General features: G+C 73.1%; 22 protein-coding genes and 1 riboswitch. Of the genes, 6 read left to right on the plus strand and 16 right to left on the minus strand.

Going from position 1 to position 24,045, the window contains the following annotated elements:
• Positions 1-4 precede the first annotated feature (4 nt).
• The 4 genes from GA0070562_RS24095 to GA0070562_RS24110 all read right to left on the minus strand — a co-directional run bounded on the left by GA0070562_RS24095 (position 5) and on the right by GA0070562_RS24110 (position 4,488).
• Positions 5-622, minus strand: coding sequence for a GTP-binding protein (locus tag GA0070562_RS24095; RefSeq protein ID WP_013288586.1), 618 nt, complete (start codon positions 620-622; stop codon positions 5-7).
• Positions 603-965, minus strand: coding sequence for a DUF742 domain-containing protein (locus GA0070562_RS24100; RefSeq protein WP_013288587.1), 363 nt, complete (start codon positions 963-965; stop codon positions 603-605). Before GA0070562_RS24100 ends, GA0070562_RS24095 begins: the two co-directional genes overlap by 20 nt.
• Positions 966-1,027: 62 nt before the next feature.
• Entirely contained in the window at positions 1,028-1,435 is a 408-nt protein-coding gene (locus GA0070562_RS24105) for a roadblock/LC7 domain-containing protein (RefSeq protein ID WP_013288588.1), read from the minus strand.
• Entirely contained in the window at positions 1,432-4,488 is a 3,057-nt protein-coding gene (locus GA0070562_RS24110; RefSeq protein WP_091426332.1) for a sensor histidine kinase, read from the minus strand. The genes GA0070562_RS24105 and GA0070562_RS24110 overlap by 4 nt, the downstream gene beginning before the upstream one ends.
• A 447-nt stretch (positions 4,489-4,935) precedes the next feature.
• Here GA0070562_RS24110 and GA0070562_RS24115 point away from each other — a divergent pair, with 447 nt between their 5' ends.
• On the plus strand, positions 4,936-6,117 hold the full coding sequence (locus GA0070562_RS24115) for an ABC transporter substrate-binding protein (protein ID WP_091426334.1): 1,182 nt from the start codon (positions 4,936-4,938) through the stop codon (positions 6,115-6,117).
• A gap of 130 nt (positions 6,118-6,247) precedes the next feature.
• On the opposite strand, the gene GA0070562_RS24120 is transcribed toward GA0070562_RS24115, so the two are convergent.
• The gene (locus GA0070562_RS24120; protein ID WP_091426336.1) at positions 6,248-7,078 is read right to left on the minus strand and encodes an ABC transporter permease; all 831 of its coding nucleotides are present in this window, start codon (positions 7,076-7,078) and stop codon (positions 6,248-6,250) included.
• 103 nt (positions 7,079-7,181) lie between these two features.
• A complete protein-coding gene (locus GA0070562_RS24125; RefSeq protein WP_091426339.1) occupies positions 7,182-8,210 on the minus strand; it encodes an ABC transporter substrate-binding protein in 1,029 nt (342 codons plus the stop codon).
• A 285-nt stretch (positions 8,211-8,495) separates the two neighbouring features.
• On the opposite strand from GA0070562_RS24125, the gene GA0070562_RS24130 reads away from it, so the two are divergent.
• The 4 genes from GA0070562_RS24130 (at position 8,496) to GA0070562_RS24145 (ending at position 13,328) form a co-directional block, all read left to right on the plus strand.
• Entirely contained in the window at positions 8,496-9,278 is a 783-nt protein-coding gene (locus GA0070562_RS24130; protein WP_091426341.1) for an ABC transporter ATP-binding protein, read from the plus strand.
• A 2-nt stretch (positions 9,279-9,280) separates the two neighbouring features.
• The gene (locus GA0070562_RS24135; RefSeq protein WP_091426344.1) at positions 9,281-10,231 is read left to right on the plus strand and encodes an LLM class F420-dependent oxidoreductase; all 951 of its coding nucleotides are present in this window, start codon (positions 9,281-9,283) and stop codon (positions 10,229-10,231) included.
• Entirely contained in the window at positions 10,228-10,536 is a 309-nt protein-coding gene (locus GA0070562_RS24140) for a cupin domain-containing protein (RefSeq protein WP_091426346.1), read from the plus strand. Before GA0070562_RS24135 ends, GA0070562_RS24140 begins: the two co-directional genes overlap by 4 nt.
• Before the next feature lie 74 nt (positions 10,537-10,610).
• Entirely contained in the window at positions 10,611-13,328 is a 2,718-nt protein-coding gene (locus tag GA0070562_RS24145; RefSeq protein WP_091426348.1) for a hypothetical protein, read from the plus strand.
• 46 nt (positions 13,329-13,374) lie between these two features.
• On the opposite strand, the gene thiC is transcribed toward GA0070562_RS24145, so the two are convergent.
• From thiC to thiE, 7 genes are all read right to left on the minus strand, one after another.
• Positions 13,375-14,967 carry a phosphomethylpyrimidine synthase ThiC gene (gene thiC, locus GA0070562_RS24150; RefSeq protein WP_091426350.1) on the minus strand — a complete coding sequence of 531 codons (1,593 nt, stop codon included), beginning with the start codon at positions 14,965-14,967 and terminating at the stop codon, positions 13,375-13,377.
• A 17-nt stretch (positions 14,968-14,984) separates the two neighbouring features.
• Entirely contained in the window at positions 14,985-15,773 is a 789-nt protein-coding gene (gene thiD, locus GA0070562_RS24155) for a bifunctional hydroxymethylpyrimidine kinase/phosphomethylpyrimidine kinase (RefSeq protein ID WP_091426352.1), read from the minus strand.
• Between the two features lie 79 nt (positions 15,774-15,852).
• On the minus strand, positions 15,853-16,518 hold the full coding sequence (locus tag GA0070562_RS24160; RefSeq protein ID WP_091426743.1) for a thiamine phosphate synthase: 666 nt from the start codon (positions 16,516-16,518) through the stop codon (positions 15,853-15,855).
• A 71-nt stretch (positions 16,519-16,589) separates the two neighbouring features.
• Positions 16,590-17,363, minus strand: a complete 774-nt coding sequence (locus tag GA0070562_RS24165; RefSeq protein WP_091426354.1) for a thiazole synthase — start codon at positions 17,361-17,363, stop codon at positions 16,590-16,592.
• 4 nt (positions 17,364-17,367) lie between these two features.
• Positions 17,368-17,568 (minus strand): sulfur carrier protein ThiS, encoded by a 201-nt coding sequence (gene thiS, locus GA0070562_RS24170; RefSeq protein ID WP_030501591.1) that lies wholly within the window; start codon positions 17,566-17,568, stop codon positions 17,368-17,370.
• Positions 17,559-18,644, minus strand: a complete 1,086-nt coding sequence (gene thiO / locus GA0070562_RS24175; RefSeq protein WP_091426356.1) for a glycine oxidase ThiO — start codon at positions 18,642-18,644, stop codon at positions 17,559-17,561. Before thiO ends, thiS begins: the two co-directional genes overlap by 10 nt.
• A complete protein-coding gene (gene thiE / locus GA0070562_RS24180) occupies positions 18,641-19,264 on the minus strand; it encodes a thiamine phosphate synthase (RefSeq protein ID WP_393351868.1) in 624 nt (207 codons plus the stop codon). The genes thiO and thiE overlap by 4 nt, the downstream gene beginning before the upstream one ends.
• Positions 19,262-19,373: riboswitch (TPP riboswitch) on the minus strand. (Overlaps the previous gene by 3 nt.)
• Before the next feature lie 118 nt (positions 19,374-19,491).
• Between thiE and GA0070562_RS24185 the strand changes: the two genes are divergently transcribed.
• Positions 19,492-20,403: a DUF559 domain-containing protein gene (locus GA0070562_RS24185; RefSeq protein WP_091426358.1), complete on the plus strand. Its 912-nt coding sequence runs from the start codon at positions 19,492-19,494 to the stop codon at positions 20,401-20,403.
• Between the two features lie 303 nt (positions 20,404-20,706).
• Here GA0070562_RS24185 and GA0070562_RS24190 read toward each other — a convergent pair whose 3' ends face one another.
• The 3 genes from GA0070562_RS24190 to GA0070562_RS24200 are packed head-to-tail and all read right to left on the minus strand — an operon-like array spanning position 20,707 to position 24,033.
• On the minus strand, positions 20,707-21,669 hold the full coding sequence (locus tag GA0070562_RS24190; RefSeq protein WP_175438856.1) for an aldo/keto reductase: 963 nt from the start codon (positions 21,667-21,669) through the stop codon (positions 20,707-20,709).
• 37 nt (positions 21,670-21,706) lie between these two features.
• The gene (locus GA0070562_RS24195; RefSeq protein ID WP_091426364.1) at positions 21,707-23,386 is read right to left on the minus strand and encodes an ABC-F family ATP-binding cassette domain-containing protein; all 1,680 of its coding nucleotides are present in this window, start codon (positions 23,384-23,386) and stop codon (positions 21,707-21,709) included.
• 41 nt (positions 23,387-23,427) lie between these two features.
• Positions 23,428-24,033 carry a class I SAM-dependent methyltransferase gene (locus GA0070562_RS24200; RefSeq protein ID WP_091426367.1) on the minus strand — a complete coding sequence of 202 codons (606 nt, stop codon included), beginning with the start codon at positions 24,031-24,033 and terminating at the stop codon, positions 23,428-23,430.
• Positions 24,034-24,045: the final 12 nt, after the last annotated feature.

Below are 24,045 nucleotides of genomic sequence, written 5' to 3' on the forward strand. Positions count from 1 at the left end.
GCGGTCAGCCGACCGAGGCCGGGTAGCCGTGCTCGGCCTGGAGGCGGAGCATCGCGTGCTCGACCACCGTGACCAGCACCTGCTTGACCGAGTCCCGCTGGCGGGCGTCGCACAGGACCATCGGCACGTCCGGGGAGATGGCGAGCGCCTCCCGGACCTCCTCCAGCTCGTAGTGCGGCGCGTCGCCGAAGCGGTTCAACGCCACGACGTACGGCAGCTTGCGGTTCTCGAAGTAGTCCAGCGGCGCGAACGCGTCGGTGATCCGGCGGGTGTCCACCAGCACCGCCGCGCCCACAGCGCCCCGGATGATCTCGTCCCACATGAACCAGAAGCGGGTCTGGCCCGGCGTGCCGAACAGGTAGAGGATCAGGTCCTCGGCCATGGTGATACGGCCGAAGTCCATGGCGACCGTGGTGGTCTCCTTGCCCGGCACCTTCGACGCGTCGTCGATGCCCACTCCGGCCGCGGTCATCAGCGCCTCGGTGGTCAGCGGCTGGATCTCGGAGATCGCTCCGACAAGTGTCGTCTTGCCCACGCCGAAGCCACCCGCGATCACGATCTTCGCGGAGATGATCTCCCGGCCGCGGTTCACCCCGTCGGGGTCATAGTTCGCGAAGTCCACTTAGCACCCTTCCAAGCAGGTTCATCCGCGCCGCGAAACCCGTCGCGGGAGCGGCAGTGTGTAGCGTCAGCAGGCCCTCGGCCACCATGTCGGCGACCAGCACCCGGGTGACGCCCAGCGGCATCCGGGTGTAAGCGGCGATTTCCGCAAGCGACTGCGCCCGGCCCTCACAGACCGAGGAGATGCGGTACTTGTCGTGCCCGGCGAAGCGCGCCTCGGCCGACTGCGTAGGTGTGCTCGACAGCACCGCTTCGAGCGCGATGTTCTGCAGCGGCTCGGTGCGACCCCGGGTGACCGCGTACGGCCGCACCAGCGCGCCACGTGGATCACGTCGCGGGTCCATCTCGCGATCACCTCCCCTCGTTCGGAGCCGCACCGGCTCCGGTCATCAGCTCCCCGGCCCGATCAGGACCGGACCGCATCCCTCGGCAGCGGGACCAGCGCCTGGCCGACCCGCTCCACCAGCAGCGCCATCTCGTAACCCACCTGGCCGACGTCGCAGCTGCGCGCCGCGAGCACGGCCATCGACGAACCGTCGCTGATTGACATCAGGAACAGGTAGCCGCTGTCCATCTCGATGACGGTCTGCAACACCCCGCCGGCGCTGAACATCCGCGCCGCGCCCTCGGTCAGGCTCACCACGCCGGAGGTGATCGCGGCGAGCTGGTCGGCCCGGTCGCCGGGCAGGTCCCGGGAGGAGGCGAGCAGCAGCCCGTCCGCGGACACCGCCACCACGTGCGCGATGCCCGCAACGCTGTCGGCGAAGTTGGTGAGAAGCCACCCCATGTCCTGCATGGCCGCCGGCCTGTTCATCGGTTCGTCTCCTTGGTCGAGGTGCTGTTCAGGTCGGCGCCGGCCGTACGGCCCCGCTGGACGCCACGGTGGTAGGCGGAGAGCAGGCCGCGTACCTCGTCCGGCGTGCGCCGGCTGCGGTCCCGGCCGCTCTTCGGCTCTATCCCGCCGGGCACGAGCTGGGCCTGCGGCACCCGCTTGGGCAGGCCGGAACGGGTGGTGCCGCCGGTGGTGGGCTCCGCGGCACGGCTGGCCCGCGACCAGCCCTCGTCGGCCGCCGTACGCCAGGCCTCCGGGTCGATCGGCGGCGCGGGCGCGGGCTCGGCGGCGGGTGGCGCCGGGGGCGGCGTCGCGGCCGCCGGCGGCGTGGACGGGACCTCCGGCGGGCTGTACGCCGGCGGCGTGGTCGACGTGGTCAGCCCCGACGCCTGGGCCCCGGGGGTGCGGGTGGGCAGCTTCGGACGAGTCGACGCCGCGGGGGGCGCCACCGCGGGGGGTGCCGGCGCGGGCGGCTCGTCGAACGTGGGCCGGGTGAAGATGGTGGTCTCGTCCTCTCCGTGCGAACGGAACCAGACCGCCTCCATCTCACGGAATATCGGCGCCTCGGCCCGCTGCTCGGGCCGGGCCACCACCGGCGTCGCCGGGGTGCTCTCCACCGCCGGCGCCGCGGCGAGCGGCTGGTAGGCCGGAGGTGCGGCCTGGGTCGCGGGTTGCGCGGTCTCGACACCCGGCGTCCGCTTGGGCAGCGGGTCGAGCGCGGGGTACGCCACCGTCGGTCCCCCGGCCGACCAGCCCGCTCCGGAGACCGGAGCCGGTGCGGTGGCGGGCGCCGCGGCCATCGGGGCGGGTGCCGCCACAGTGGGCAGCGCGCCGGTCGCCCCACCGAGCTGTACGGCGGGCGTGGTGTCACGCGTCTCGCCGGGCGTCTGCCACCTGGACGGCGGGGCGGTGGTCGCCCCACGCCACTGGTCCGCGAGCGTCGCGGTGGCCGCGCCCCGCCCGGCGCCGGCCAGCGCGTCGGCGGCGCCGACCTGGCTGAGCGGCGACTGCTCGACGGCGAGCGGCTGACGCGGCCGGGTCAGCGGGGCCTGGCCGCGGTTGGCCGGCAGCACCACCGTCGAGTTCGGCAGCGTGACCTGGGCGACGGTGCCGCCCTCGACGTTGCGGCGCAGCTCGACGCGGATTCCGTAGCGGGAGGCGAGCCGGCTCACCACGGCCAGACCCATCAGCCGGAACGCGGCCACGTCGACCGTCGGCGGTGCGGCCAGGCGCCGGTTGAGCGAGTCGAGTTGGTCGTCACTGAGGCCCAGGCCCCGGTCCTCGATCTGGATCAGCACGTAGTCGCGGATCCGGCGGCCGTCGGCCACCACCGAGGTGTTCGGCGGCGAGAACCGGGTGGCGTTGTCGAGCAGCTCGGCGACCAGCCGGACGACGTCGTTGACGGCGTGCGCGGCGACCGAGATGTCGGTGTCGACGGTGCCGAACTCGATCCGGTTGTAGAGCTCGACCTCGGACTGCGCGGCACGCAGCACGTCGACCAGGAGCGCGTCGTCGCGACGCGGCACCGCCGAGTCGGCGCCGGCGAGCACCAGCAGGTTCTCGTCGTTGCGGCGCATCCGGGTGGCCAGGTGGTCCAGCTCGAACAGCTGCGCCAGCCGCTTCGGGTCCTCCTCGGAACGCTCGATCGCGTCCAGCTCGCCGATCATGCGGTCGACCAGGCTCTGCGAGCGGCGGGCCAGGTTGAGGAACATCGCCGAGACGCTCGTCCGCAGCGCGGCCTGCTCGGCCGCGACCCGGACCGCCTCCCGGTGGACCACGTTGAAGGCCACCGCCACCTGACCGACCTCGTCGCGGTTGCTCAGCTTGATCGGGTCCCGTACCTGCTGGACGATCTCGTCCACGCCACCGTCGCCGATGGCGTTGACGTTCTGGAGCCGGCTCACCGCGTCCGGCAGGTCGTGGTTGGCCACGGCGAGCGCGCCCTCGCGCAGCCGGCGCAGCGAGTCGTTGAGCGAGCGGGCGAGCACCACGGCGAGCGTCACCGCGACCACGAGCGTGAGCAGCACGAGCAGGCTCTCCACGATCGCCTGCCGGATCACGTCGGCGCGTACCTCGTCGGCGTCGGCCAGCATCTCGTCCAGGAGCTGGATCTCGGCCCACCGCATCAGGTCGTCGACCGCGCCGATGGCGACGGACGCCTCGTCGCGGGTGACCGGCGAGGGACGCTCGATCGACCGGGAGATGTCACCGGCGACCCGGTCGGCGAGCTGGACGGCGTCACCGGAGACGGTGCGGTCCACCAGGGCCCGCTGGCTCGGCGTCGCGGTCCGGGAGAAGGTGAGCAGCGCCTCCTGCTGACCGGTGAGCGTGGCCACGAAGGACGAGAACTGTTCCTCGTCGATCCGGCCGCCCTCGAGGGCGGTGAAGGCCACCGCCTGCTCCTCGGCCACCTCGGCCTTGGCGCGGGCGAACGCGGCCACCGCGCGGCGGGCGTCGGCCAGACTCTCCGCGCCCGGCTGCTGGGCCAGCGCGTCGCCGTACGCGACCAGGTCGTCCAGCACGATGCCGTAGCGCAGGCTCGCCTCGGCGACCGGCATCTGCAACCGGTCCAGCACCTCCTGGCGAGTGCCGTTCAGCGTGGACAGGTGCGCGTCGATCACCTTGAGCTGGTTGCTGATCGCGCCCGGCACGTCGCCGAGCTTGCCCCGCTCCTCCTGGTACGCCGCGATGCGCTCGTCGGTCTGGCGCACGCGCAGGTTGTACGCGTCCGGCTTCTGGTTCGGGTCGGCCAGGAAGACCGCCGCCGCCATCCGCTCCTTGTGCAGGTCCTGGGTGAGCGCCGAGACGTCGACAGACACCGCGCTCAACGAACGGACCTGGTCCGCCTCGTACGCACCCTGGCCCACAGAGATGAGTCGGATAGTTGCCAGCGCGATGACAGCCGCGACCGGAACGACCAGGATGAGGGCGAGCTTGGAGCGGATCCGCGCATCGCGCAGCCTGGGCAGGCGCCGGCGCCGGTTCCGCTGTTCGGCGTTGGGGCTCCCGGGCAGGGTCGTAGGTCCGGTGCTCACGACATCGCCTCCGAGGTTTCTTCCACGCGCGACCCGCTGACCCGTGCCTGGTGCAGCGGCCAGCGCCACGCGCGGCACGGCCGCGATTTCATCAGACGAGATCCTGTTTGGGAAGCCGCAGTGAGGCAGGAAACGGTCGCGGCCGACGCAACCCGGGATCCGATCACCTAATACCTTCTTTTCTCCGACCCCCTGATCAGGGGATGTCACTCCAGAGTGGTCACGCGCATCTGTGCAGTAATTGTTAGTTAATGTTCCGTGGCCCCAGCATGTGGGATGGCTGTCCCGAAACAGCACTCGTCAGCCCGGCTTGACCACAGGCCCCGGCATTGGCAAGGTTTTGCAGGCTTCGCGCACACCGTACGGCAAACCAATCCCGATCCTCCACTGAGGACGGACGAGTGGCGGTGATCGGGCGCCGGCCCGCGCCGCACCTGGAGGACTGAGTTGAGCCCCATCCGCTCCGCGAGCATCGCGGCCCTCGCATCGGCCGTGCTGGCCACCACGCTCACCGGCTGCGGGATCGGCGGGGAACCGCAGGACACCAGCCCGATCGTGATCGCCGCCGACCTGGAACTCTCCGGCGCGTCGGCGCCGGTCGGCAAGGTCTACCAACGGGCACTGCAACTGAAGGTCGAGCAGTTGAACGCCTCCGGCGCGCTGGGTGGCCGGAAGATCGATCTGCGTGTCAAGGACAACCGCTCGGACGCAGCGGAATCCTTGCGGAACATCAATGATTTCAGCGGTGACTCACGCGTGAGCGCCGTCATCATGGGCGGCTGCAACGAATGCGCCGTCGGCGCGGCCCGAACGATCGGCGAGAAGCGCATTCCAACGATCGCACTGGGCTCATCGAGCGCCATCACCGAGCCGGTGGCCGAGCGCCGATATGTCTTCAAGCTCGCCCCGAACGCCACCGACAGCGCCGCCGCCCTCGCCGCCGAACTGGACCGGCGCAACATCCGCAAGGCGGCGTTGCTGCACAGCGCCGAGGGTTACGGCCAGGAAGGGCTCGCCGCCCTGCGCCGCGAACTGAGCAAGACCTCGGTCAAGCTGGTCGGCAACGAGGCGGTGCGCGCCACCGACACCGAGGTCGGCACGCAGATCAACGAGCTGATCGCCGGCAAGCCGCAGGCACTGGTCCTGTGGACCACGCCGGAGCAGGCGACGCTCGCCGCCACCACCGCCCGGCAGAGCAAGTTCCGCGGCTCGCTGTTCTTCGACGCCACGGCCGCCGGCGACCTCTTCCTGGGCCCGACGGCCCGCTCCACGGAGGAGGCCACGCTGATCTTCACCCAGACCATGGTGATCGACGACGTGATCGCCACCACCCCGGCGAAGGCCGCGCGGCGGCAGTGGTTCCAGGACTACACCGCCCGGTTCGGCGGCTACAACGGCTTCTCCTCGTTCGCGGCGGACGCGGTCCAGTTGATCGCCGACGCCGAGCAGCGGGCGGGCGGCGAGCCGGGCAAGGTCGACCGGGAGGCGCTGCGCGACGTGCTGGAGACCTCGCAGCTCGACGGGCTGTCCGGGCCGATCCGGATGACGCCGGACAACCACTCCGGGTTGATGCCGCAGGCGTTGACGACGCTGGTGGCTCGTGGTGGTCGCTGGCGGCTCGCTGGCTGATCGCTTCTCGCTTTGGGGGTGTGGCCCCACCGCAACCGGCTCCAGGCGGTCAAGCTTGATCCCTGCGCCGGTTGCGGTGGGGCCACACCTGTCGTGGTCGGCCGCCAGCCGTGGGGGTTGAGGGTGACCTTCAGCGGGCTGAGGTGGTGGCCTTCACCCAGGGCAGGGCCAGGCGCTCGACCACGCTCAGGGCGGCGTACAGCACGATGCTCATGAGCGCCACCAGCACGATCGCAGCCCAGGCAGTCGCGGTGTCGCCGACGCCGTTGTACTGGAGGATCTGGTAACCCAGGCCCGGGCGGTCGGAGTAGAACTCCCCGATCACCGCGCCGATCGCGGCCAGCGGCATGGCCACCTTGAGCCCGACGAAGATCTGCGGCAGCGCCGCCGGGAAGCGCACCTTGCGGAACGACTGCCACCACGAGGCGTTGAGCGACCGGCCCAGCTCCGCCAGATCCGCCGGGGTGGTGGTCAGCCCGGTCGCGGTGGAGAGCACGATCGGGAAGAAGCAGAGCAGGAACACCATGGTCAGGATGGGTTTCTGCCCCCAGCCCACCGCCACCACGAGCAGCGGCCCGAACGCGATCTTCGGGACCGCGTTCACCGCCACCAGCAGCGGCGCGAACATCCGCTCCACCCGGCTGGAGGCGGCCAGCGCCATCCCGATCAGCACCCCGGCCACCGACGAGAGCAGGAAGCCGAACAGCGTCATCCAGGTGGTGATGCCCAGCGCGGGCAGCAGCACCTCGGTGGTGCTGGTGAGGGACTTCCCCACCGCCTGTGGCGGGGGCAGCGCGGCCGGGTGCACCAGGTTCAGTCCCGAGGTGACCAGCCACCAGGCCGCCACCGCGATCACCAGTCCCAGCGCCGGCAACCCGACCGCCGCCGGGCGTACGGCGATCCCGCGCCGGACCGCCGGGCGCGGCGGCGCCTCCGGCCGGGCCTCGGTCGACTGTGTCAACGTGTCCTCCTCTCTGCACCGGTCGGTGTGACCGGCACGCGAAGGGGGTGCGCCCCACCGGGGTGTCCGGCGGGTCGCACCCCCGTTGGCCCGAGCGGGCCGGTCAGGCCTTCGGCGCGAGGTTGAAGTCGATGATCTGGTCCGGGGTCAGGTTCTGCTTCAGCGCACCGGCGCCCTGGAGCAGCGCGATGCTCTTGGCCACCCGGCCGCTGTCCAGCGTGCCGATCGCGGTGCCGGAGTTGCTCGACCGGACGTACGCGGCCATCAGCTGAAGCTCGGCGGAGGCCGCGGCCGGCACGGCGGCCGGCACGTTCTTCTTCAGGATCTCGGCCGCCTCGTCCGGGTTGGCCAGCGAGTACTCCAGGCCCTTGAGCAGCGCGGCGGTGAACTTCTTCACCATCTCCGGCTTCTCCTTGGCGATCTTCGAAGACGTGATCAGCGCGTTGCCGTAGAGGTCCTGCATCACGTTGCTGTACGGCAGGACGACCGGCTTCTTCTTGGTCACCGTCTCCACCGTCGGCTGGCCGACGACGAACTGACCGATGCCGTCCACCGAGCCCGAGCCGAGCATGCCGATGAGGCCCTGCGCCTCACCGTTGACCCAGGTCACCTTGCTGCCGTCGATGCCGGCGAGCCGGGCGTACGTCGGGAAGAGGTTGCGCACGACGGACGTCGGGGTGTCGGCGAGCTTCTTGCCCTCGAGGTCCTTCGGGGTGGCGATGTTCTTGCCCTCGACCGTGACGATCGCGGCCATGGTGCGCTGCTGGATCGCGGCCACCGCCACGAAGTCCTTCGCCTGGCCGTTGCCGAGCTGGAGGATGCCACCGGTCAGGTCGATCGGGCCGAAGTCGGCCTGGCCGCCGGTGATGGTCTGGATCACGGAGCCGGTGCCCTGACCGGGCTTGATGTCGACGTCGAAACCGGCCTCCTTGAAGAAGCCCTTGTCCTTCGCCACCCAGGCGTAGGAGTCACGCCCGAAGTTGCCGAACGAGGTGAGGTACGTCACCTTCTCCAGCGCCGCGCCGTTGCCGCCGCCGCTCTCGGACTTCTCCGAGTCGCTGCTGCAGCCGCCCACCAGGGCGAGGGCGGTGGCCAGAGCCGCGGCGGCGACCGTACGGGTCAGCCTTCTCATCAGTGCACCATGTCCTTTCCGACCAGGACTTCTTCGCCGGTCGGGTCGTGGGTCCGACGGGGTCGGCAAGTGGGTTCGGCCGACTGGACCGTCGTGAGGGGACTCTTCGCGCGCAACAGCGTACGAGAAGGCAGATGACCTGCCGCCGCCGTCCCGGTTGCGGAACGGAAACGAAGTTGCGTGACGGAAAGTGGACTGACGTCCACCCCGGACAGTGCTATAAGCACCGTCCGCTACGCTAGCCCGGCTCGCATTAGGGACGACGTGGAAGGGAGCGGGCGGGAGATGATCCGACTGTCCGGGGTGTCCCGCACCTTCGACGGCCGTTCGGGGCGGGTGGAGGCGTTGCGCGGCATCGACCTCGACGTCGCCGAAGGCGAGTTCGTCGCCGTCCTCGGCCGATCCGGCTGCGGCAAGTCCACGCTGCTGCGCATGATCGCCGGGCTGCTGCCGGTCACCGGCGGTGAGATCACCGTCGGCGGTACGCCGATCACGAAGCCCCGCCGCGACGTGGCGATGCTGTTCCAGCGGCCGGCGCTGCTGCCCTGGCGCTCGGTGCTGGACAACGTGCTGCTGCCGGTGGAGATCTTCGGCTGGCGCCGCGCCGAGCACCGCGACCGGGCCCGCAAGCTGCTGGAGATGGCCGGGCTGGGCGGCTTCGAGAAGCGCCTCCCGCACGAGCTGTCCGGCGGCATGCAGCAGCGCGTGTCGCTGTGCCGGTCGCTGATCGGCTCGCCCCGGGTGATGCTCATGGACGAGCCGTTCTCCGCGCTCGACGCGCTCACCCGTGAGGAACTCTCCGGCGAACTCCAGCGGGTGCACATGGAGACGAAGGCGACGATCGTCTTCGTCACCCACTCGATCGACGAGGCGGTGCTGCTCGCCGACCGGGTCGTCGTGCTCAGCCCGCGCCCCGGCCGCATCCGCGAGGTGGTCGAGGTGAACGTTCCCCGGCCCCGCACGCTGGGCCGCCACGAACACCTCGCCGACGTCGCGCGGATCAGCGCCGAGCTGCACGAACTGCTGATGGAACGGGACGCCCCCGGCCTACCCGTGGGAGGACGGTGACCATGCGGGTCTCCGTGTTCACCGAACCGCACCGCGGAGCGGACTACGACGACCAGCTCCGGTTCGCCCGGCTGGTCGAGGAGGCCGGCTTCGAGGGCTTCTTCCGGGCCGACCACTACCGGGCCATGGGGGACGAGCCGGCGCTGCCCGGCCCCACCGACGCCTGGCTGACGCTCGCCGCGCTGGCCCGGGAGACCTCCCGGATCCGGCTCGGCACGCTGGTCACGTCCGCCACGTTCCGGCTCCCCGGACCGCTGGCCGTCATGGTCGCCCAGGTCGACCGGATGAGCGGCGGCCGGGTCGAGCTGGGCATCGGCGCCGGATGGTACGAGCGCGAGCACACCGCGTACGGCATCCCGTTCCCGCCGGTGAGCGAGCGCTTCGACCGGCTCGCCGAGCAACTGGAGATCGTCACCGGGCTGTGGCGCACCCCGTCCGACGAGACGTACAGCTTCACCGGTGAGCACTACCGCCTGGTCGACGCGCCCGCGCTGCCCAAGCCGGTGCAGCAGCCCGGCCCGCCGGTGATCGTCGGCGGACGGGGACCGAAGCGCACGCCCGACCTGGCCGCCCGCTACGCCGACGAGTTCAACATGCCGTTCAAGAGCGTGGCCGAGACCGCCGCCGCGTACGAGCGGGTGCGGGAGGCGTGCGACCGCGCCGGGCGGGACGCCTCCGGCCGCGCGCCGCTGACGCTCTCCGCCGGCATCGTGGTGGCGATCGGACGCACCGACGCCGAGGCGCAGCGGCGGGCCGCGCCGCTGCACGTCACGAGCGCGCTGCCGCCGGAGGACCCGGTGGTCGGCTCCCCCGCCCAGCTCGTCGAGCGGATCGGCGAGTTCGCCGCGATCGGGGCCACCCGGGTGCACCTGCGCCTGATCGACTTCGACGACCTCGACCACGTGGAGCTCATCGCCGCCGAGGTGCTCCCCCGACTGGACGGACCACGATGACCGAACTCTCCGCCGACCTCGAACTCGGCCCGGTGGGCCAGGAGATCGCGTACGAGAACGACCGCGTACGCGTCTGGCACATCCGGCTGGAGCCGGGTGAGCGGCAGCCGCTGCACCGCCACGACCACCCGTACCTGGTGGTGGCGATCCAGGGCGCCAAGAACGTGGTGCAGACGATCGACGGCACCACCATCGACGCCGACGAGCCGACCGGCGGCGTGGTCTACCGGGACCCGGGCGCGGTACACATGCTGACGAACATCGGCGACACCACCTACCTCGCCCGCCTGGTCGAGCTGAAGTAGCCACGCCGGCAGGTTCGCCGCGCCGCGCGGCGGCAAGGTGGCGATCGGGGGCACCGGGCCGTAACGTGCCGGACATGGCCTTTCGGACGTGGGGCAGGCTGCTGCTCACGGCGCTCGGCGTGAGCGTACTGGCCGGGGCCGGCCAGTTGGGCATCGCGTACGGCTTCGGAGTCGTACGCCTCGACGGCGCGTTCGTCGACGTCTCGGTCAACCGGTGGCCCGCCCAGCTCGTCTGGGTGGGCTGGTTCGCCGCGGTCGCCACGGTCGCCGGAGCCGTCCTCACCGAGCGCTTCGCCCGCCGCGACGACGATCAGGGCGGCACCACCGAACTGCTGTCCATCGCCGGCGTGAGCGCGCTCGGCGCGATGGTGGTCGCCCCGCTGTGCATGCAACCGGCCCGCGCGGCCGAGCTGGGCGGATCCGTCGACCCGGTCTGGGCCGCCGGCATCTGCGCCGCCCTCGGCGCGGTGGTCGGAGCGGGCGCAGCGATCGCCGTACTGCTCAAGCCGCCGTTCGGCTGGGGCGTGGCGATCACCGCCGGGATCGTCTGGCTGATGGCGCTGCTGTCCGTCGCGCCCACGATCGTCTCCAGCCGCCCGCTGGCCACGGTACGGCTCGGCGTCCTCGAACCCTCCTGGCTGGATCCGGAGGCGGCGCAACGCCTGTCCATGCTGGTGCTGCCGGTGCTCGCGCTGCTGGCCGGCGGGGCGGTCGGCGTACTCGCGCGCCGGGCCGAATGGCCGCCGCTCGTCGGCGGCGCGGCCGGGGCGGCCGGTCCGGTTCTCGTCGCGTTCGCCTACCTGACCGCCGGTCCCGGCTCGGCGACCGACCGCTACCAGGTCGCGCCCTACTACGGCGCGCTGATCGCCGTGATCGCCGGTGCGCTCGGCTCGACCGCCACCACTGTGCTGCCCCGGCCGGTCACCGCCACCGGTGATCCCGACGCCGTCGAGGCCACCGACATCCTCGCGCCGCTGCCGCACTCGTCCACTTCCACTCCGGGCGTCCCGGCCGTCCCGCCCACGCCTCCGGTGACCAGCGGCGCCGCCGCGCCGGCGCACTGGAACTGGCCGGAGCCCGGCGGCTCGGCCACGACGTCGGCTCCGGCTGCCGATACCGGGCTTCCCGCCGCCGACCGTGCCGCCGACCGTCCGGCCGGCGTCGACACGAGCCGCGGCCAGCCCATGCCGGGCCTGCTGCCCCCGGGGCGCCGGACCTCGGCCATCGACGTCCTCGCCGCGAGCCGCCCCGACCCGGTCCCAGGCACGGCACACACGGACAGCACCGGCGAGGCGGTCACCACGGACCGCACAGTCACCACTGATCGCGCGGCCACCGTCGAGCGCTCCTCCGGCACCTCCACCACCGCTGCGTCCGGGCAGGCGACCGCCGTCCCGGCGGACAGCGAAGCCGTCTCCGCCACCGCCTCGGACACCAGCTCGACAGCCGGGACGGACGATGCCGCACCGGAACCGGCACCGGCGGCGACCCCGCCACGGGTGACCCGGCCACGCCGTACCCGCACCAGCCGGTCCGGCGGGACAGCCGACGGATCGACGTCGCCCGCCGACGACAGCACTGGCACCACCTCGAAGGACGCGTCACCGGTCACCGGCGGCACGACCGAGAGCCACGTTCCCGGCCCGCGTACGGACAGCGGCGCCCTCGCCGGACCGGTCCCGGCCGACACGGACGGCGACACCCCCGCCGCGCCACCGACCGGTTCCACTGCCGGAACCGGTCGCTCCACCCGCTCCCGGCGCCCCCGCACCCCGAAGGCCGGACCGCGCACCAGCGCCCCGGCCTCGCCCGAGTCCGGCCCGGCCGATACCGCGCCGACGACGCCGAGCGGGCGGACCGATGCTCCACCGACGACGCCGAGCGGGCAGACCGACGCCAGGTCGACGACGCCGAGCAGCCCGGTCGAGGCCGCGACGACGGCGACCGGCGGGCGGACCCGATCGGCCCCGGACGTCACGAACACCGCCCCGATCCCGCAGGCCCCCAACCCGGCCCGGGACGACGCCGGCACCACCTCGGCACCGGGCCGCGCGGACTCCGGCACGCCTACCGGTTCCCTCGGCAGCCCGGCTTCCCGCACCGACTCCCCCACCGGGGATGTCGCATCGTCCGGGCCTACCGGACGCAATTTCTTCTTCGACGATCCGGTGCCGGCGCCGGCGTCCCGGCCCCGGTTCCCGATGTTCGAGGACGTCACCGGAGCGCCCGGCGAGGTACGCCCGGCCTGGCCGATCACGCCGGCGGCCCGCCCGCACCGCGCCACCACCGAACCGGACGCACCGCCCCGCGACGGCGCGGAGGCGAACATCCCGGCCGAGCCGGCGCCGCGCCCCCGCCACCGGGGCCTGCCCGAGCCGGGCGCGAGCACCGGTTGGGACGCGCTCGCCACGAACGCCCGTCCTGCCGGGCCGCTGTCCAGGCCGGAGGCAGGGACCGCAGGGCCGGTCGCCCGGCCGGAGCCGGAGGCGGCCGTACCGGCCGAGGCCGGTCCCGCGCTGCCGGAGGCCACCTCGGCGGAGACGGAGACGGACTTCCGGCGCGGGCGGCACGCCGAACCGGACGACGTCGACGCGCCCGCCGGGAAGTCGAAGGCCCGGCGCGGCCTGTTCCGGCGCAACCGGGCCAAGAGCGAACCGGAGCCGGCCGAACGTACGGCCGAGCCGGGTGACGCCGCCGACGACGAGTACGTCGACTGGGTCGCCGGTCTCGCCTCGGACGACAACGCCGACGACGCCCGCTCGCTGCGTACCGGACGGCACCACCGCGACTGAACGGGCACCGGGACGGGCCGAATCACACGGCCCGCCCCGGCCTCGCTCACGCCAGCGGCAGGTAGACCCGTGACCCGGAGGCGACGAACTCCTCCGACTTGCCGCGCATGCCCCGCGCCGCGTAGTCCTTCAGCTCCTGTGTGATCTTCATGGAGCAGAACTTCGGCCCGCACATCGAGCAGAAGTGCGCGGTCTTCGCGGGCTCGGCGGGCAGCGTCGCGTCGTGGTACGACCGCGCGGTCTCCGGGTCGAGCGCCAGGTTGAACTGGTCGGACCACCGGAACTCGAACCGGGCCTTCGACAGCGCGTCGTCCCACGCCTGCGCGCCGGGGTGGCCCTTGGCCAGGTCGGCCGCGTGCGCCGCGATCTTGTACGCGATCACGCCCGCCTTCACGTCGTCGCGGTCCGGCAGCCCGAGGTGCTCCTTCGGGGTGACGTAGCAGAGCATGGCGGTGCCGAACATGCCGATCATCGCCGCGCCGATCGCGGAGGTGATGTGGTCGTACGCGGGCGCGACGTCGGTGGTCAGCGGACCGAGCGTGTAGAACGGCGCCTCGTGGCACCACTCCTGCTGGAGGTCCACGTTCTCCTTGATCTTGTGCATCGGCACGTGCCCGGGGCCCTCGATCATCACCTGCACGTCGTACTCCCAGGCGACCTTCGTCAGCTCGCCGAGCGTGCGCAGCTCGGCGAACTGCGCCTCGTCGTTGGCGTCCGCGATGGAGCCGGGGCGCAGGCCGTCGCCGAGGGAGAACGTCACGTCGTACCGGGCCAGGATCTCGCACAGCTCGGCGAAGTTCGTGTAGAGGAAGTTCTCCTCGTGGTGCGCCAGGCACCAGGCCGCCATGATCGAGCCGCCCCGGGACACGATGCCCGTCACCCGGTCCACCGCGAGCGGCACGTACGGCAGCAGCACCCCGGCGTGCACAGTCATGTAGTCGATGCCCTGTTCCGCCTGCTCGATGACCGTCTCCCGGAACACCTCCCAGCTCAGCTTCACCGGGTCGCCGCCGACGGACTCCAGCGCCTGGTAGATCGGCACCGTGCCGATCGGCACCGGCGCGTTCCGCACGATCGCCTCGCGCGTCTCGTGGATGCGCTTGCCGGTGGACAGGTCCATCACGGTGTCCGCGCCCCACCGCGTCGCCCAGGTCAGCTTCTCCACCTCCTCGGCCACCGACGAGGTGACCGCCGAGGTGCCGATGTTGGCGTTGACCTTGACCAGGAACGCCTTGCCGATGACGGCCGGCTCGCACTCCGGGTGGTTGACGTTGAGCGGCAGCACGGCCCGCCCGGCCGCGATCTCGTCCCGCACGAACTCCGGCGACACCGACTCCCGGATCGCCACGAACTCCATCTCCGGCGTGACGATTCCGGCCCGGGCGTACGCGAGCTGCGTCGGCCGCTTCCCGTCCACGCCCGCCAGCGGGGTGCCGGCACCGCGTACCGGGGCGACGTCGCCGCGCTCGGCGATCCACGGCCCGCGCAGCGCGGGCAGTCCCACCTCCGGGTCGGAGCCGGGACCGGAGGTGTCGTAGAGCCGTACCGGCGGGTTGTCCCCGGTCAGCGGCACCTCGGCGAACGGCACCCGGATGTCCGGGCGTGACCCTTCCACGTACACCTTGCGACGTGCCTGCATGCCAGCCTCCCTGTCGCTCATGCGGACCAGCCGAAGTGGTCCAGCGGGCCGCGTCCCGCGCCCAGCTCCCAGGTCCGCGCGCCGGTCAGCGCGCGGGTGACGTACTCCTTGGCGGCCGCCACCGCGACCGGCACCGCGTCGCCCGCGGCGAGCCGGACCGCGACGGCGGCCGAGAACGAACAGCCGGTGCCGTGGTTGTGCCGGGTGTCCACCCGGGGTGCGCGCAGCAGCCGCGTGGTTCCGCCGCCGGCGAGCACGTCGACCGACTCGCCGTCGGCGTCCACGTCGCCGCCCGTCACCACCACGAACGCCGGGCCGCGCGCCGCAAGCACCTCGGCCGCCGCGACCATCTCCTCGACGGTGCCCACCGGGCCTCCGGTGAGGGCCGCGGCCTCCGCGCAGTTGGGCGTCGCCACCTCCGCGTACGGCAGCAGCCGCTCGACCGCCTCCACCACGCCGAGCCGGTGCCCGCTCGTGGCGACCAGCACCGGGTCGACGACCAGGTGCGGCAGGCGCCCGGCCCGGGCCGCCTCGGCCACCGCGTCGGCGACCGCCGGGGTGCCGAGCATCCCGGTCTTCACGGCGCGGACGTCGAAGTCGCCGAGCACGCTGTCCATCTGGTCGCGCACTGTCTGCGGGGGCAGCGGCAGGACGGCGTCCACGCCCCTGGTGCTCTGCGCGGTGACCGCGGTGAGCACGCTCGTGCCGTACGCCCCGAGCGCGGCGAACGTCTTGAGGTCGGCCTGGATGCCTGCTCCCGCTCCGGAGTCGGAGCCGGCGATGCTGAGAACTGTTTTCGGCGTCACGTGTCTTCTCCGGTGGTTGCGGTTTGGGGCTGCGGCCGACCGTGCCCACTCCGGGCGGTCAGGCTTGATCCCTCCGTGGTCACGGTCGGCCGCAGCCCTTCTCGTGCGGGCCTTCGTCGGATCGCGCGGGGTGGGTGCGCGTCAAGCGGGTGGCCGCCTCCTGGAAGGCTCTGCCCAGCGTGGTGGCGGTTTCTCGCGGGTCCTTCGCGCGCATGATCGCGCCCAGGACTGCTACTCCTGTTGCTCCTGCCTCGACGCATGCGGTGACCTGGGCGGGGGTTTCGATGCCGCCCAGTGCGAGCACCGGCACGGGGCTGACCGCGATCAGCTTGCGTAACCCGGCCGGGTGCAGCGCTGGGCCGTAGCCGGGCTTTGTCCTTGTCTCGTAGACCGGGGACAGCGTCGCGTAGTGCTCGGTGGTGAGCCGGGCCAGCTCGGCGGCGTCGTGGCAGGAACGGCCGACCAGTCCGACGGCGGGCGGCGGGTACGGGCCGGCGGCGGGCAGGTGCACCGCGTCCCCGTCGAGCGGATCCGGTCCGGCGACGACGAGCGTGCCGCAGGCCTCGGCGAGGATCGCGCGCAGGTCGGCGGCGAGCGCGAGGCGCTCGGCGCGGGGCAGGTCCTTCTCCCGCAGCACCACCCACCGCACTCCCCCACCGACGGCACCCGCGACCACGTCGACGAGCGTCCTCCGGGCTACCCGCCGGTCGGTCAGCAGCACGATCCCGGTCGGCCCGGCGTAGATCTTGGTACCCGGCCGCCCGTCCAGGGGCGCGCGCGTACCAAGATCGCCGGGAACGGTGACGCGTACGGCGGTCACAGGTCGGGCCGTCCCTCGTCCGGAGTGGATGCCAGCGCGTGGAAGCGGCGGGCGATGCGGCCCGCGCCGTACGCGAGGCGGCCCGCCTCGACCGCGTACCGCATCGCCGTGGCCATCGCCACCGGGTCGGCGGCCCGGGTCACGGCGCTGGCCAGCAGCACCGCGTCGCAGCCCAGCTCCATGGCGAGCGCGGCGTCGGAGGCGGTGCCGATGCCCGCGTCGAGCACCACCGGCACGTCGACCGCCTGCCGGATCAGCCGGATGTGGTGCGGGTTGCCGATGCCCAGCCCGGAGCCGATCGGCGACCCCGCCGGCATCACCGCCGCGCATCCCACGTCGGCCAGCCGCCGGGCCAGCACCGGATCGTCCGACGTGTACGGCAGCACCGTGAACCCGTCCGCCACCAGCTCCTCGGCGGCGCGCAGCAGCTCCACCCCGTCGGGCAGGAGCGTGCGCTCGTCGCCGATCACCTCCAGCTTCACCCAGTCGGTGTCGAACGCCTCCCGGGCCAGATGCGCCGTCTTCACCGCCTCGACGGCGGTGCGGCAGCCGGCCGTGTTCGGCAGCAGCCGGACACCGCACCGCTCCACCAGGTCGAGCAGGCCGCCCGACCCGCCGGGCGTGGTGTCCACCCGGCGCAGCGCCAGCGTCACCAGCTCGGTGCCGGAGGCGCGGATCGCCTGCTCCAGCACGTGCAGGTTGGCCGCGCCGCCGGTGCCGAGGACGAGCCGGGAGCCGAACGCGACCCCGCCGATCTCCAGCGTGGACATCCGCTCACCCGCCCTGGGTGGCGCTGAGCACCTCGACGCGGTCGCCGTCGCGCAGCACGCTCGCCGGCCAGCCGCCGCGCGGCACCACCTCGCCGTTCACCGCGACCGCGAGCCCGCGCTCCCGGTCGGTGACGGTGCGGACCACCTCGGCGACGGTGACGCCCTCGGGCAGCGTCCGGCCGGTGCCGTTGACGATCAGTTCCACGTGCGCTCCTTCCCGAAGCGGTCCGGGGTGAATGGGGCGAGCGCGGGGTCCGGCTCGCCGGTGACGACCAGTTCGGTGACCAGGTCGGCGGTGACCGGGGTGAGCACGATGCCGTGCCGGTGGTGCCCGGTCGCCACGAGCACGCGCGGCTGTCCGGGCAGCGGCCCGATGATCGGCGCGTTGTCAGGCGTACCGGGGCGCAGCCCGGCGACGGCCTCCACCAGCTCGTACTCGACCAGTTCCGGCACCAGCTCCGCGGCGGCGCGCAGCAGCGTCAGCACGCCACCGGCGGTGACCTCGGTGTCCGCGCGCTCCTCGACTGTCGCCCCGACGACGACCTCCCCGCTGTCCCGGGGCACCAGGTAGACCGACTCGCTGTCCGCGTACCCCCGAATCACGTGCCGGAAGCCCGGCGGACCGCCACCGGGCGCGCGCAGCCGCAGCACCTGGCCCTTCACCGGCCGGACCGGCAGGCCGGTCAGCGCCGCCGCGCCGCAGCCGGCCGCTACCACAGTGATCCGTGCGTCCACCTCGGACAACGCGCCGACCCGGGCCGGGCGCAGCTCCACGCCGGCGCGCTCCGCGGCCGTCCGCAACGCGGCGACCAGCCGCCGCGGGTCGACCTGGTGGTCGCCGGGGGCCACCGCGCCGCCGCGCACACGCGGCGCCAGCGCCGGCTCGCGGTCGCGCAGCTCCGAAGGACGCAGCGGCGTGATCGGCAGCCCCAACCCCTGTTGGTACGACCACAGCCGCCCCGCCTCGGCCAGGTCGTCGGCGGTGAGCCCGACGACGAGCGTGCCCTCGGTGCGGTGGCCGATGTCGACGCCGCTCGCCCCGGCCAGCTCGGCCGCGAAGCCGGGCCAGCGGGCGGCGGACTCGACGAGCAGCGCGGTCAGCTCGTGCTCACCGAAGTACGCCTCGGCGACCGGCGACAGCATCCCGGCGGCCACCGAGGAGGCACCCGACCCGGGCCGGTCGTCGTGCACCACCACGCGCAGTCCGCGTTGCGCGCACCGCCACGCGATCGCGAGTCCCACCGGGCCGGCGCCCACCACCGCCACGTCGGCCGGGCTCATCGCGTCAGCGCCCGCATCAGCTCGGCGGTGGCCTGCCCCGGATCGGCGGCCAGGCTGAGCGCGCCGACCACCGCCACCCCGTACGCCCCGGCAGCCCGCAGCGCCGGGACGCCCGCGGCGGTCACCCCACCGATCGCGATCACCGGCACGCTCACCGCCTCGGCGACCGCGCGTACCCCGTCGGGGCCGATCGGGTCCGGCAGGCCCACCTTGGTGGTGGTGACGTGGCACGGGCCCACGCCCAGGTAGGTCGCGCCCGCGTCCACCACCGCGCGGGCGCGCACCGGCTCCCGGGCGGTCGCGCCGAGCACCGCGTCCGGGCCGAGCACCCGGCGCGCGGCGGCCACCGGCAGGTCGTCCGCGCCGACGTGGCCACCGGCGGCGTCCACCGCGAGCGCCACGTGCAGCCGATCGTTGACCAGGCAGCGCGCCCCGTACGGCCGGCACGCCTCGGTCACGCGGCACGCCAGCTCGTACGCCTCCCGGTCGGTGGCGTCGTCCTCCACGCGCACCTGTACGACGAGTTCGGCGCCCGCCACGGGCAGGGCGGCACGCAGCACGGCGAGCGGGTCACGCCCCGGCCGGGTGTCGGTGATGAGATGCAGTCGTCCCAGGGACAGCACGGCAACGCTCCTCCCTGCGCCGGCATTACCCGGATCAGGTTCGACGGTCGGGGGCTCCCAGCCCCCCTCTCAGCCCGGTCCGCACCGGGCTCCCGTGGGTCACTTGCGGCCTACCGTACGACGCCTCCCGCCCGTACGGAAGCCCGGGGGAGGTTTTTCCCAGGAACCGTTCACATGCCGCACCGGGGCAACGGGTGACCGTCTCGTCACGACACGCTGCCGGGATGTCCGTTCCCGCCCATGACCCGCGCCGCCTGGCGATCCTGCCGTTCCGGGGCAGCCGAGCCGTCTCCGAAGGGCTGCTCACCTGGACGATGCTGCGCGGTCCGACGTGGATCCGGCTGCTCCCGGACGTGTACGTGCACCGGGACGGACACCGCGCCGACGAGCACCGGATGTGGTGCGAGGCGGTGGCGTTGCGCCTGCCGCCGGGTGCCGTGCTGGCGGGACGCAGCGCCGCCTGGTTGTTCGGCGCGGACGTGCTCACCCGCGACGCGCCGGTCACAGTCCTGCTGCCGACTGCCGCTCGGCTGCGACCGCACCCACGGTTGCGGGTGGTCCGGTCGCCGCTGCCGGAGCGGGACCGCACCCTCGCCGGCGGGCTGCCGGTCACCACGCCGCTGCGTACCGCGTTCGACCTGGGTCGACAGGGCTCGCTTGCCGAGGCGCTGGTCGCCGTCGACGCGCTGCTGCGTCGCCGGGTCGTGAAGCTGCCCGTCCTGCGGGCCTACGCCGCCGACCGGCCGGGCTGGCCGGGCGCTCCGCTGTTGCGCGAGGTGCTGGCGATGGCCGAGCCGTTGAGCGAGTCCCCCATGGAGACACGGCTACGGCTGCTCCTCCTCGACGCCGGCCTCGGCCCGCTCACCGCCCAGCACGAGGTGCGTGCCGGCGGGCGCTTCGTGGCCCGGGTGGACCTGGCCTGGCGGGCACTCCGCCTCGCGGTCGAGTACGACGGCGACCACCACCGGCAGCGGGAGCACTTCCGGCGGGACGTCGCACGCCTGAACGCGCTCCGCTCGGCCGGGTGGCTCGTGCTCCGGTTCACCGCCGACGACGTGCTACGCCGTCCCGACGCGACTGTCGCCCTGGTGCGCCAGGCCCTGGCAGAACGTCGTGCCACCGCAGCAGGCCACTGATCCGTGCCCGCCCGCCGGGTTGCCGGGTTGCCCGAACACCACGGGCGTCGGGCCCGCTCGCAGACACCCATGGCGTTCCACTCATCGTCAGAATCAGCCGCTGGTGGAACGCCATGGGTGTCTCAAGGCCCTCTTGACACCCATGACGTTCCACTCGTCGTGAGCGCTGCCTCTGGGTGGAACGTTATGGGTGCCTGACGCGCGGGCAAGCCCGGACGAGCGCCACGCCCGACGCGCGAGCGCACGCCCGACGCGCGAGCGGGCCGAACGTGCGGGCGGGCGTGTCGGTACCGGCAGGGGCGGTCAGAGGATGGCGTCCAGGGCGTCCAGGTCCTCGTCGCTGGGCTGCCAGGTGCCGGCTTCGGCGTTGGCCTTCACCTGCTCGGGAGTGGTCGCGCCGGCGATCACCGAGGTGACCGCGGGACGGGCCGCCAGTCCACCGATGGCGACCTGGAGCATGCTGATCCCGCGCTCGGCCGCGTACGCCTCGATCGCCTCGATGACGTCCCAGCGGGCGGCGGCCAGCCGCTCGGCGTACCGGCCGCCTCCGGCCAGGCGGCTGCCCGCCGGGGGTGCCTCGCCCCGCTTGTACTTGCCGGTGAGCAGCCCGTTGGCGAGCGGGAAGAACGGCAGCATGCCCAGGCCGAACCGCTCGCAGGCCGGGATCACCTCGTCCTCCACCCCGCGCTCCACCAGCGAGTAGTGGTTCTGCGCGGAGATGAACCGGGTACGCCCCTGCGACGACGCGGTCCAGTCGGCGTCGGCGATCTGCCACCCGGCGAAGTTGGAGTTGCCCAGGTAGCGCACCTTGCCGGCGGTCACCAGGTCGTCCAGCGCGGCGAGCGTCTCGTCGATCGGGGTGCCCGGGTCGGGCTCGTGAATCTGGTACAGGTCGATGTGGTCGGTGCCGAGCCGGCGCAGCGACGCCTCGACGGCGCGGGCGATGTAGCGGCGGGCGCCCCGGGCGCCGTGGTCCGGCCCGTTCGCGCCGTTCATGTCCATGCCGAACTTGGTGGCCACCACCACGTCGTCGCGGCGGCCCTTGAGCGCCTGGCCGAGCAGTTCCTCGGAGGCGCCCTGCGGCTCACCGTAGATGTCGGCGGTGTCGAAGAAGTTGATCCCGGCGTCGAGCGCGGCGTCCACCACCGCACGGGTGCCGTCGAGGTCGAGTTTGCGGCCGAAGTTGTTGCAGCCGATACCGACCACTGACACCACGAGCCCGGAGTCGCCCAGCCGGCGATAGGTCATCTCACTCACGAGATCCACCCTATGCCCGCTCCCCGGGGGCCACCCGGGGAGCGGCTCAGCCCACGTCCCAGACCGGCTCCGGCGTCTCCACCACGTCGCCGTCGCCGCGGAACAGCACGAACCGGTCGAAGGTGCGGGTGAACCACCGGTCGTGGGTGACCGCGACCACTGTCCCCTCGAACGCGGTCAGCCCGGCCTCCAGCGCCTCGGCCGAGGCCAGGTCGAGGTTGTCGGTGGGCTCGTCGAGCAGCAGCAGCGTCGCTCCCGACAGCTCCAGCAGCAGCACCAGGAACCGGGCCTGCTGCCCGCCGGAGAGCGTGCCGAACCGCTGGTCGCCCTGGCCTGCCAGCTCGTACCGGGACAGCGCCGCCATGGCCGCGTGCCGGTCCATGCCGGCCCGGTGGTCGTCGCCGCGCCACAGCACCTCGACGAGCGTCTTGGCCATCAGTTCCGGCCGGTCGTGGGTCTGCGAGAAGTGCCCCGGCCGGACCCGGGCGCCAAGCCGGACCACGCCGCCGTGCGCGACGGGCGCGAGCGCGCCGGCGCCGTCGACGGGGGTGTTACCCGGCTCCGGGTCGGTGCCGCCCCGGGCCAGCAGCCGCAGGAAGTGCGACTTGCCGGTGCCGTTCGCGCCGAGCACCGCGACCCGATCGCCGTACCAGAGTTCCAGGTCGAACGGGTACGTCAGGCCGTCCAGCTCCAACTGCTCGGCGATCACCGCGCGCTTGCCGGTCCGCCCGCCGGTCAGGCGCATCCGGATGTCCTGGTCCTTCGGGGGTACGGGCGGCGGCCCGGCCTCCTCGAACTTGCGCAACCGGGTCTGCGCGGCCTGGTAGCGGGAGGCCATCCCGTCGTTGTACGCGGCCTTCTGCTTGTACATCAGCATCAGCTCGCGCAGCTTCTGGTGCTCCTCGTCCCAGCGTTTGCGCAGCTCGTCGAGGCGGGCGTGCCGGGCCACCCGGGCGTCGTGCCAGCTCGCGAAGCCGCCCGGGTGCACCCAGGCGCTGCCGCCCTCCACCGCGACGACCCGGTCGGCGGTCTGCGCCAGCAGCTCCCGGTCGTGCGAGACGTAGAGCACCGACTTGCCCGACTCGCGCAGCCGCGCCTCCAGCCAGCGCTTGCCGGGTACGTCGAGGAAGTTGTCCGGTTCGTCGAGCAGCAGCACCTCGTCCGGGCCGCGCAGCAGCAACTCCAGCGCGAAGCGCTTCTGCTGGCCGCCCGACAGCGTCCGCACCGGCCGGTCGCGGGCGCTGTCCCAGGGCAGGTCCAGCACGATCGTGGCGACCGTGTCGAAGAGCACCTCGGCGTCGTACCCGCCGGTCTCGCCCCAGGCGGCGAGCGCTTCGGCGTACGCGAGCTGGGCCTTGGCGGCGGTGGAGCTGTACTTGCCGCGGACCTCGGCCGCCCGCATGGCCGCCTCGGTCTCGGTGAGCCGCCGCCCGGCGTCGCGCAGCGCCGGCGGTGCCAGCGACAGGGCCAGGTCGGCGAGCGTGGACTCGTCGCCGATCATGCCGATGAACTGCCGCATCACGCCCAGCCCACCGGAGCGGGCGACCGCACCGGTCTTCACCGGCAGGTCACCGGCGACCATCCGCAGCAGCGTGGTCTTGCCGGCGCCGTTCGGGCCGACGAGCGCCACCTTGGCGCCCTCACCGACCCGGAACGACACGTCGCCGAACAGCTCACGGCCGTCCGGGAGGATGTGCCCGACTCCTGCCACGTCCACGTATCCCACGCGGGCATCCTGCCCGAGCCGGGGCGGTGGACGACACCGGATTACCGGGTGACCCGCAGCACCCGGTAGCCCTTCTGGCTGGCGTGCCGCTCGACCGACCAGCCCTGCTCGACCAGCCAGCGGTGCAGCGAGTCGCCGCCGAGGTGCCGGGCCACGACGAGCCAGGCCACGCCGTCCGGCGCGAGCCGGGGCAGCCAGCGCAGCAGCAGGGCGTGCAGCTCCGCCTTGCCGATGTGGATCGGCGGGTTGGACCAGATCTGGGCGAAGGTGACGTCGTCCGGCAGCTCGTCGGGCGCGACGGCGCGTACCCGGTCGGCAGCGCGGATCCGGGCCGCGTTGGCGGTGGTGAGGGCGCGGGCGCGCTCGTTGACGTCCACCGCCCAGACGGTGGCCTTCGGCGCAATGGTGGCCAGCACGCAGGTGATCGGGCCGAAGCCGCAACCGATGTCGAGCAGCGCGCCGGTGACGCCGGCGGCCGGCAGTTCGGCCTTGCGCAGCAGCACTGCGGTGCCCGGGTCGAGCCGGTCGGCGGAGAAGACGCCGCCGGCCGAGGCGAGCGTGTAGTCGCGCCCGGCGACTGTGAACTCGACCTCGCGAGGGCGGGCCGGGGTCGAGGGCTCAGCGGTGAAGTAGTGGTCGCCGGTCACGCCCGCATTCTC

It is taken from the genome of Micromonospora tulbaghiae (assembly GCF_900091605.1).
In the GTDB taxonomy this organism is placed as follows: domain Bacteria; phylum Actinomycetota; class Actinomycetes; order Mycobacteriales; family Micromonosporaceae; genus Micromonospora; species Micromonospora tulbaghiae.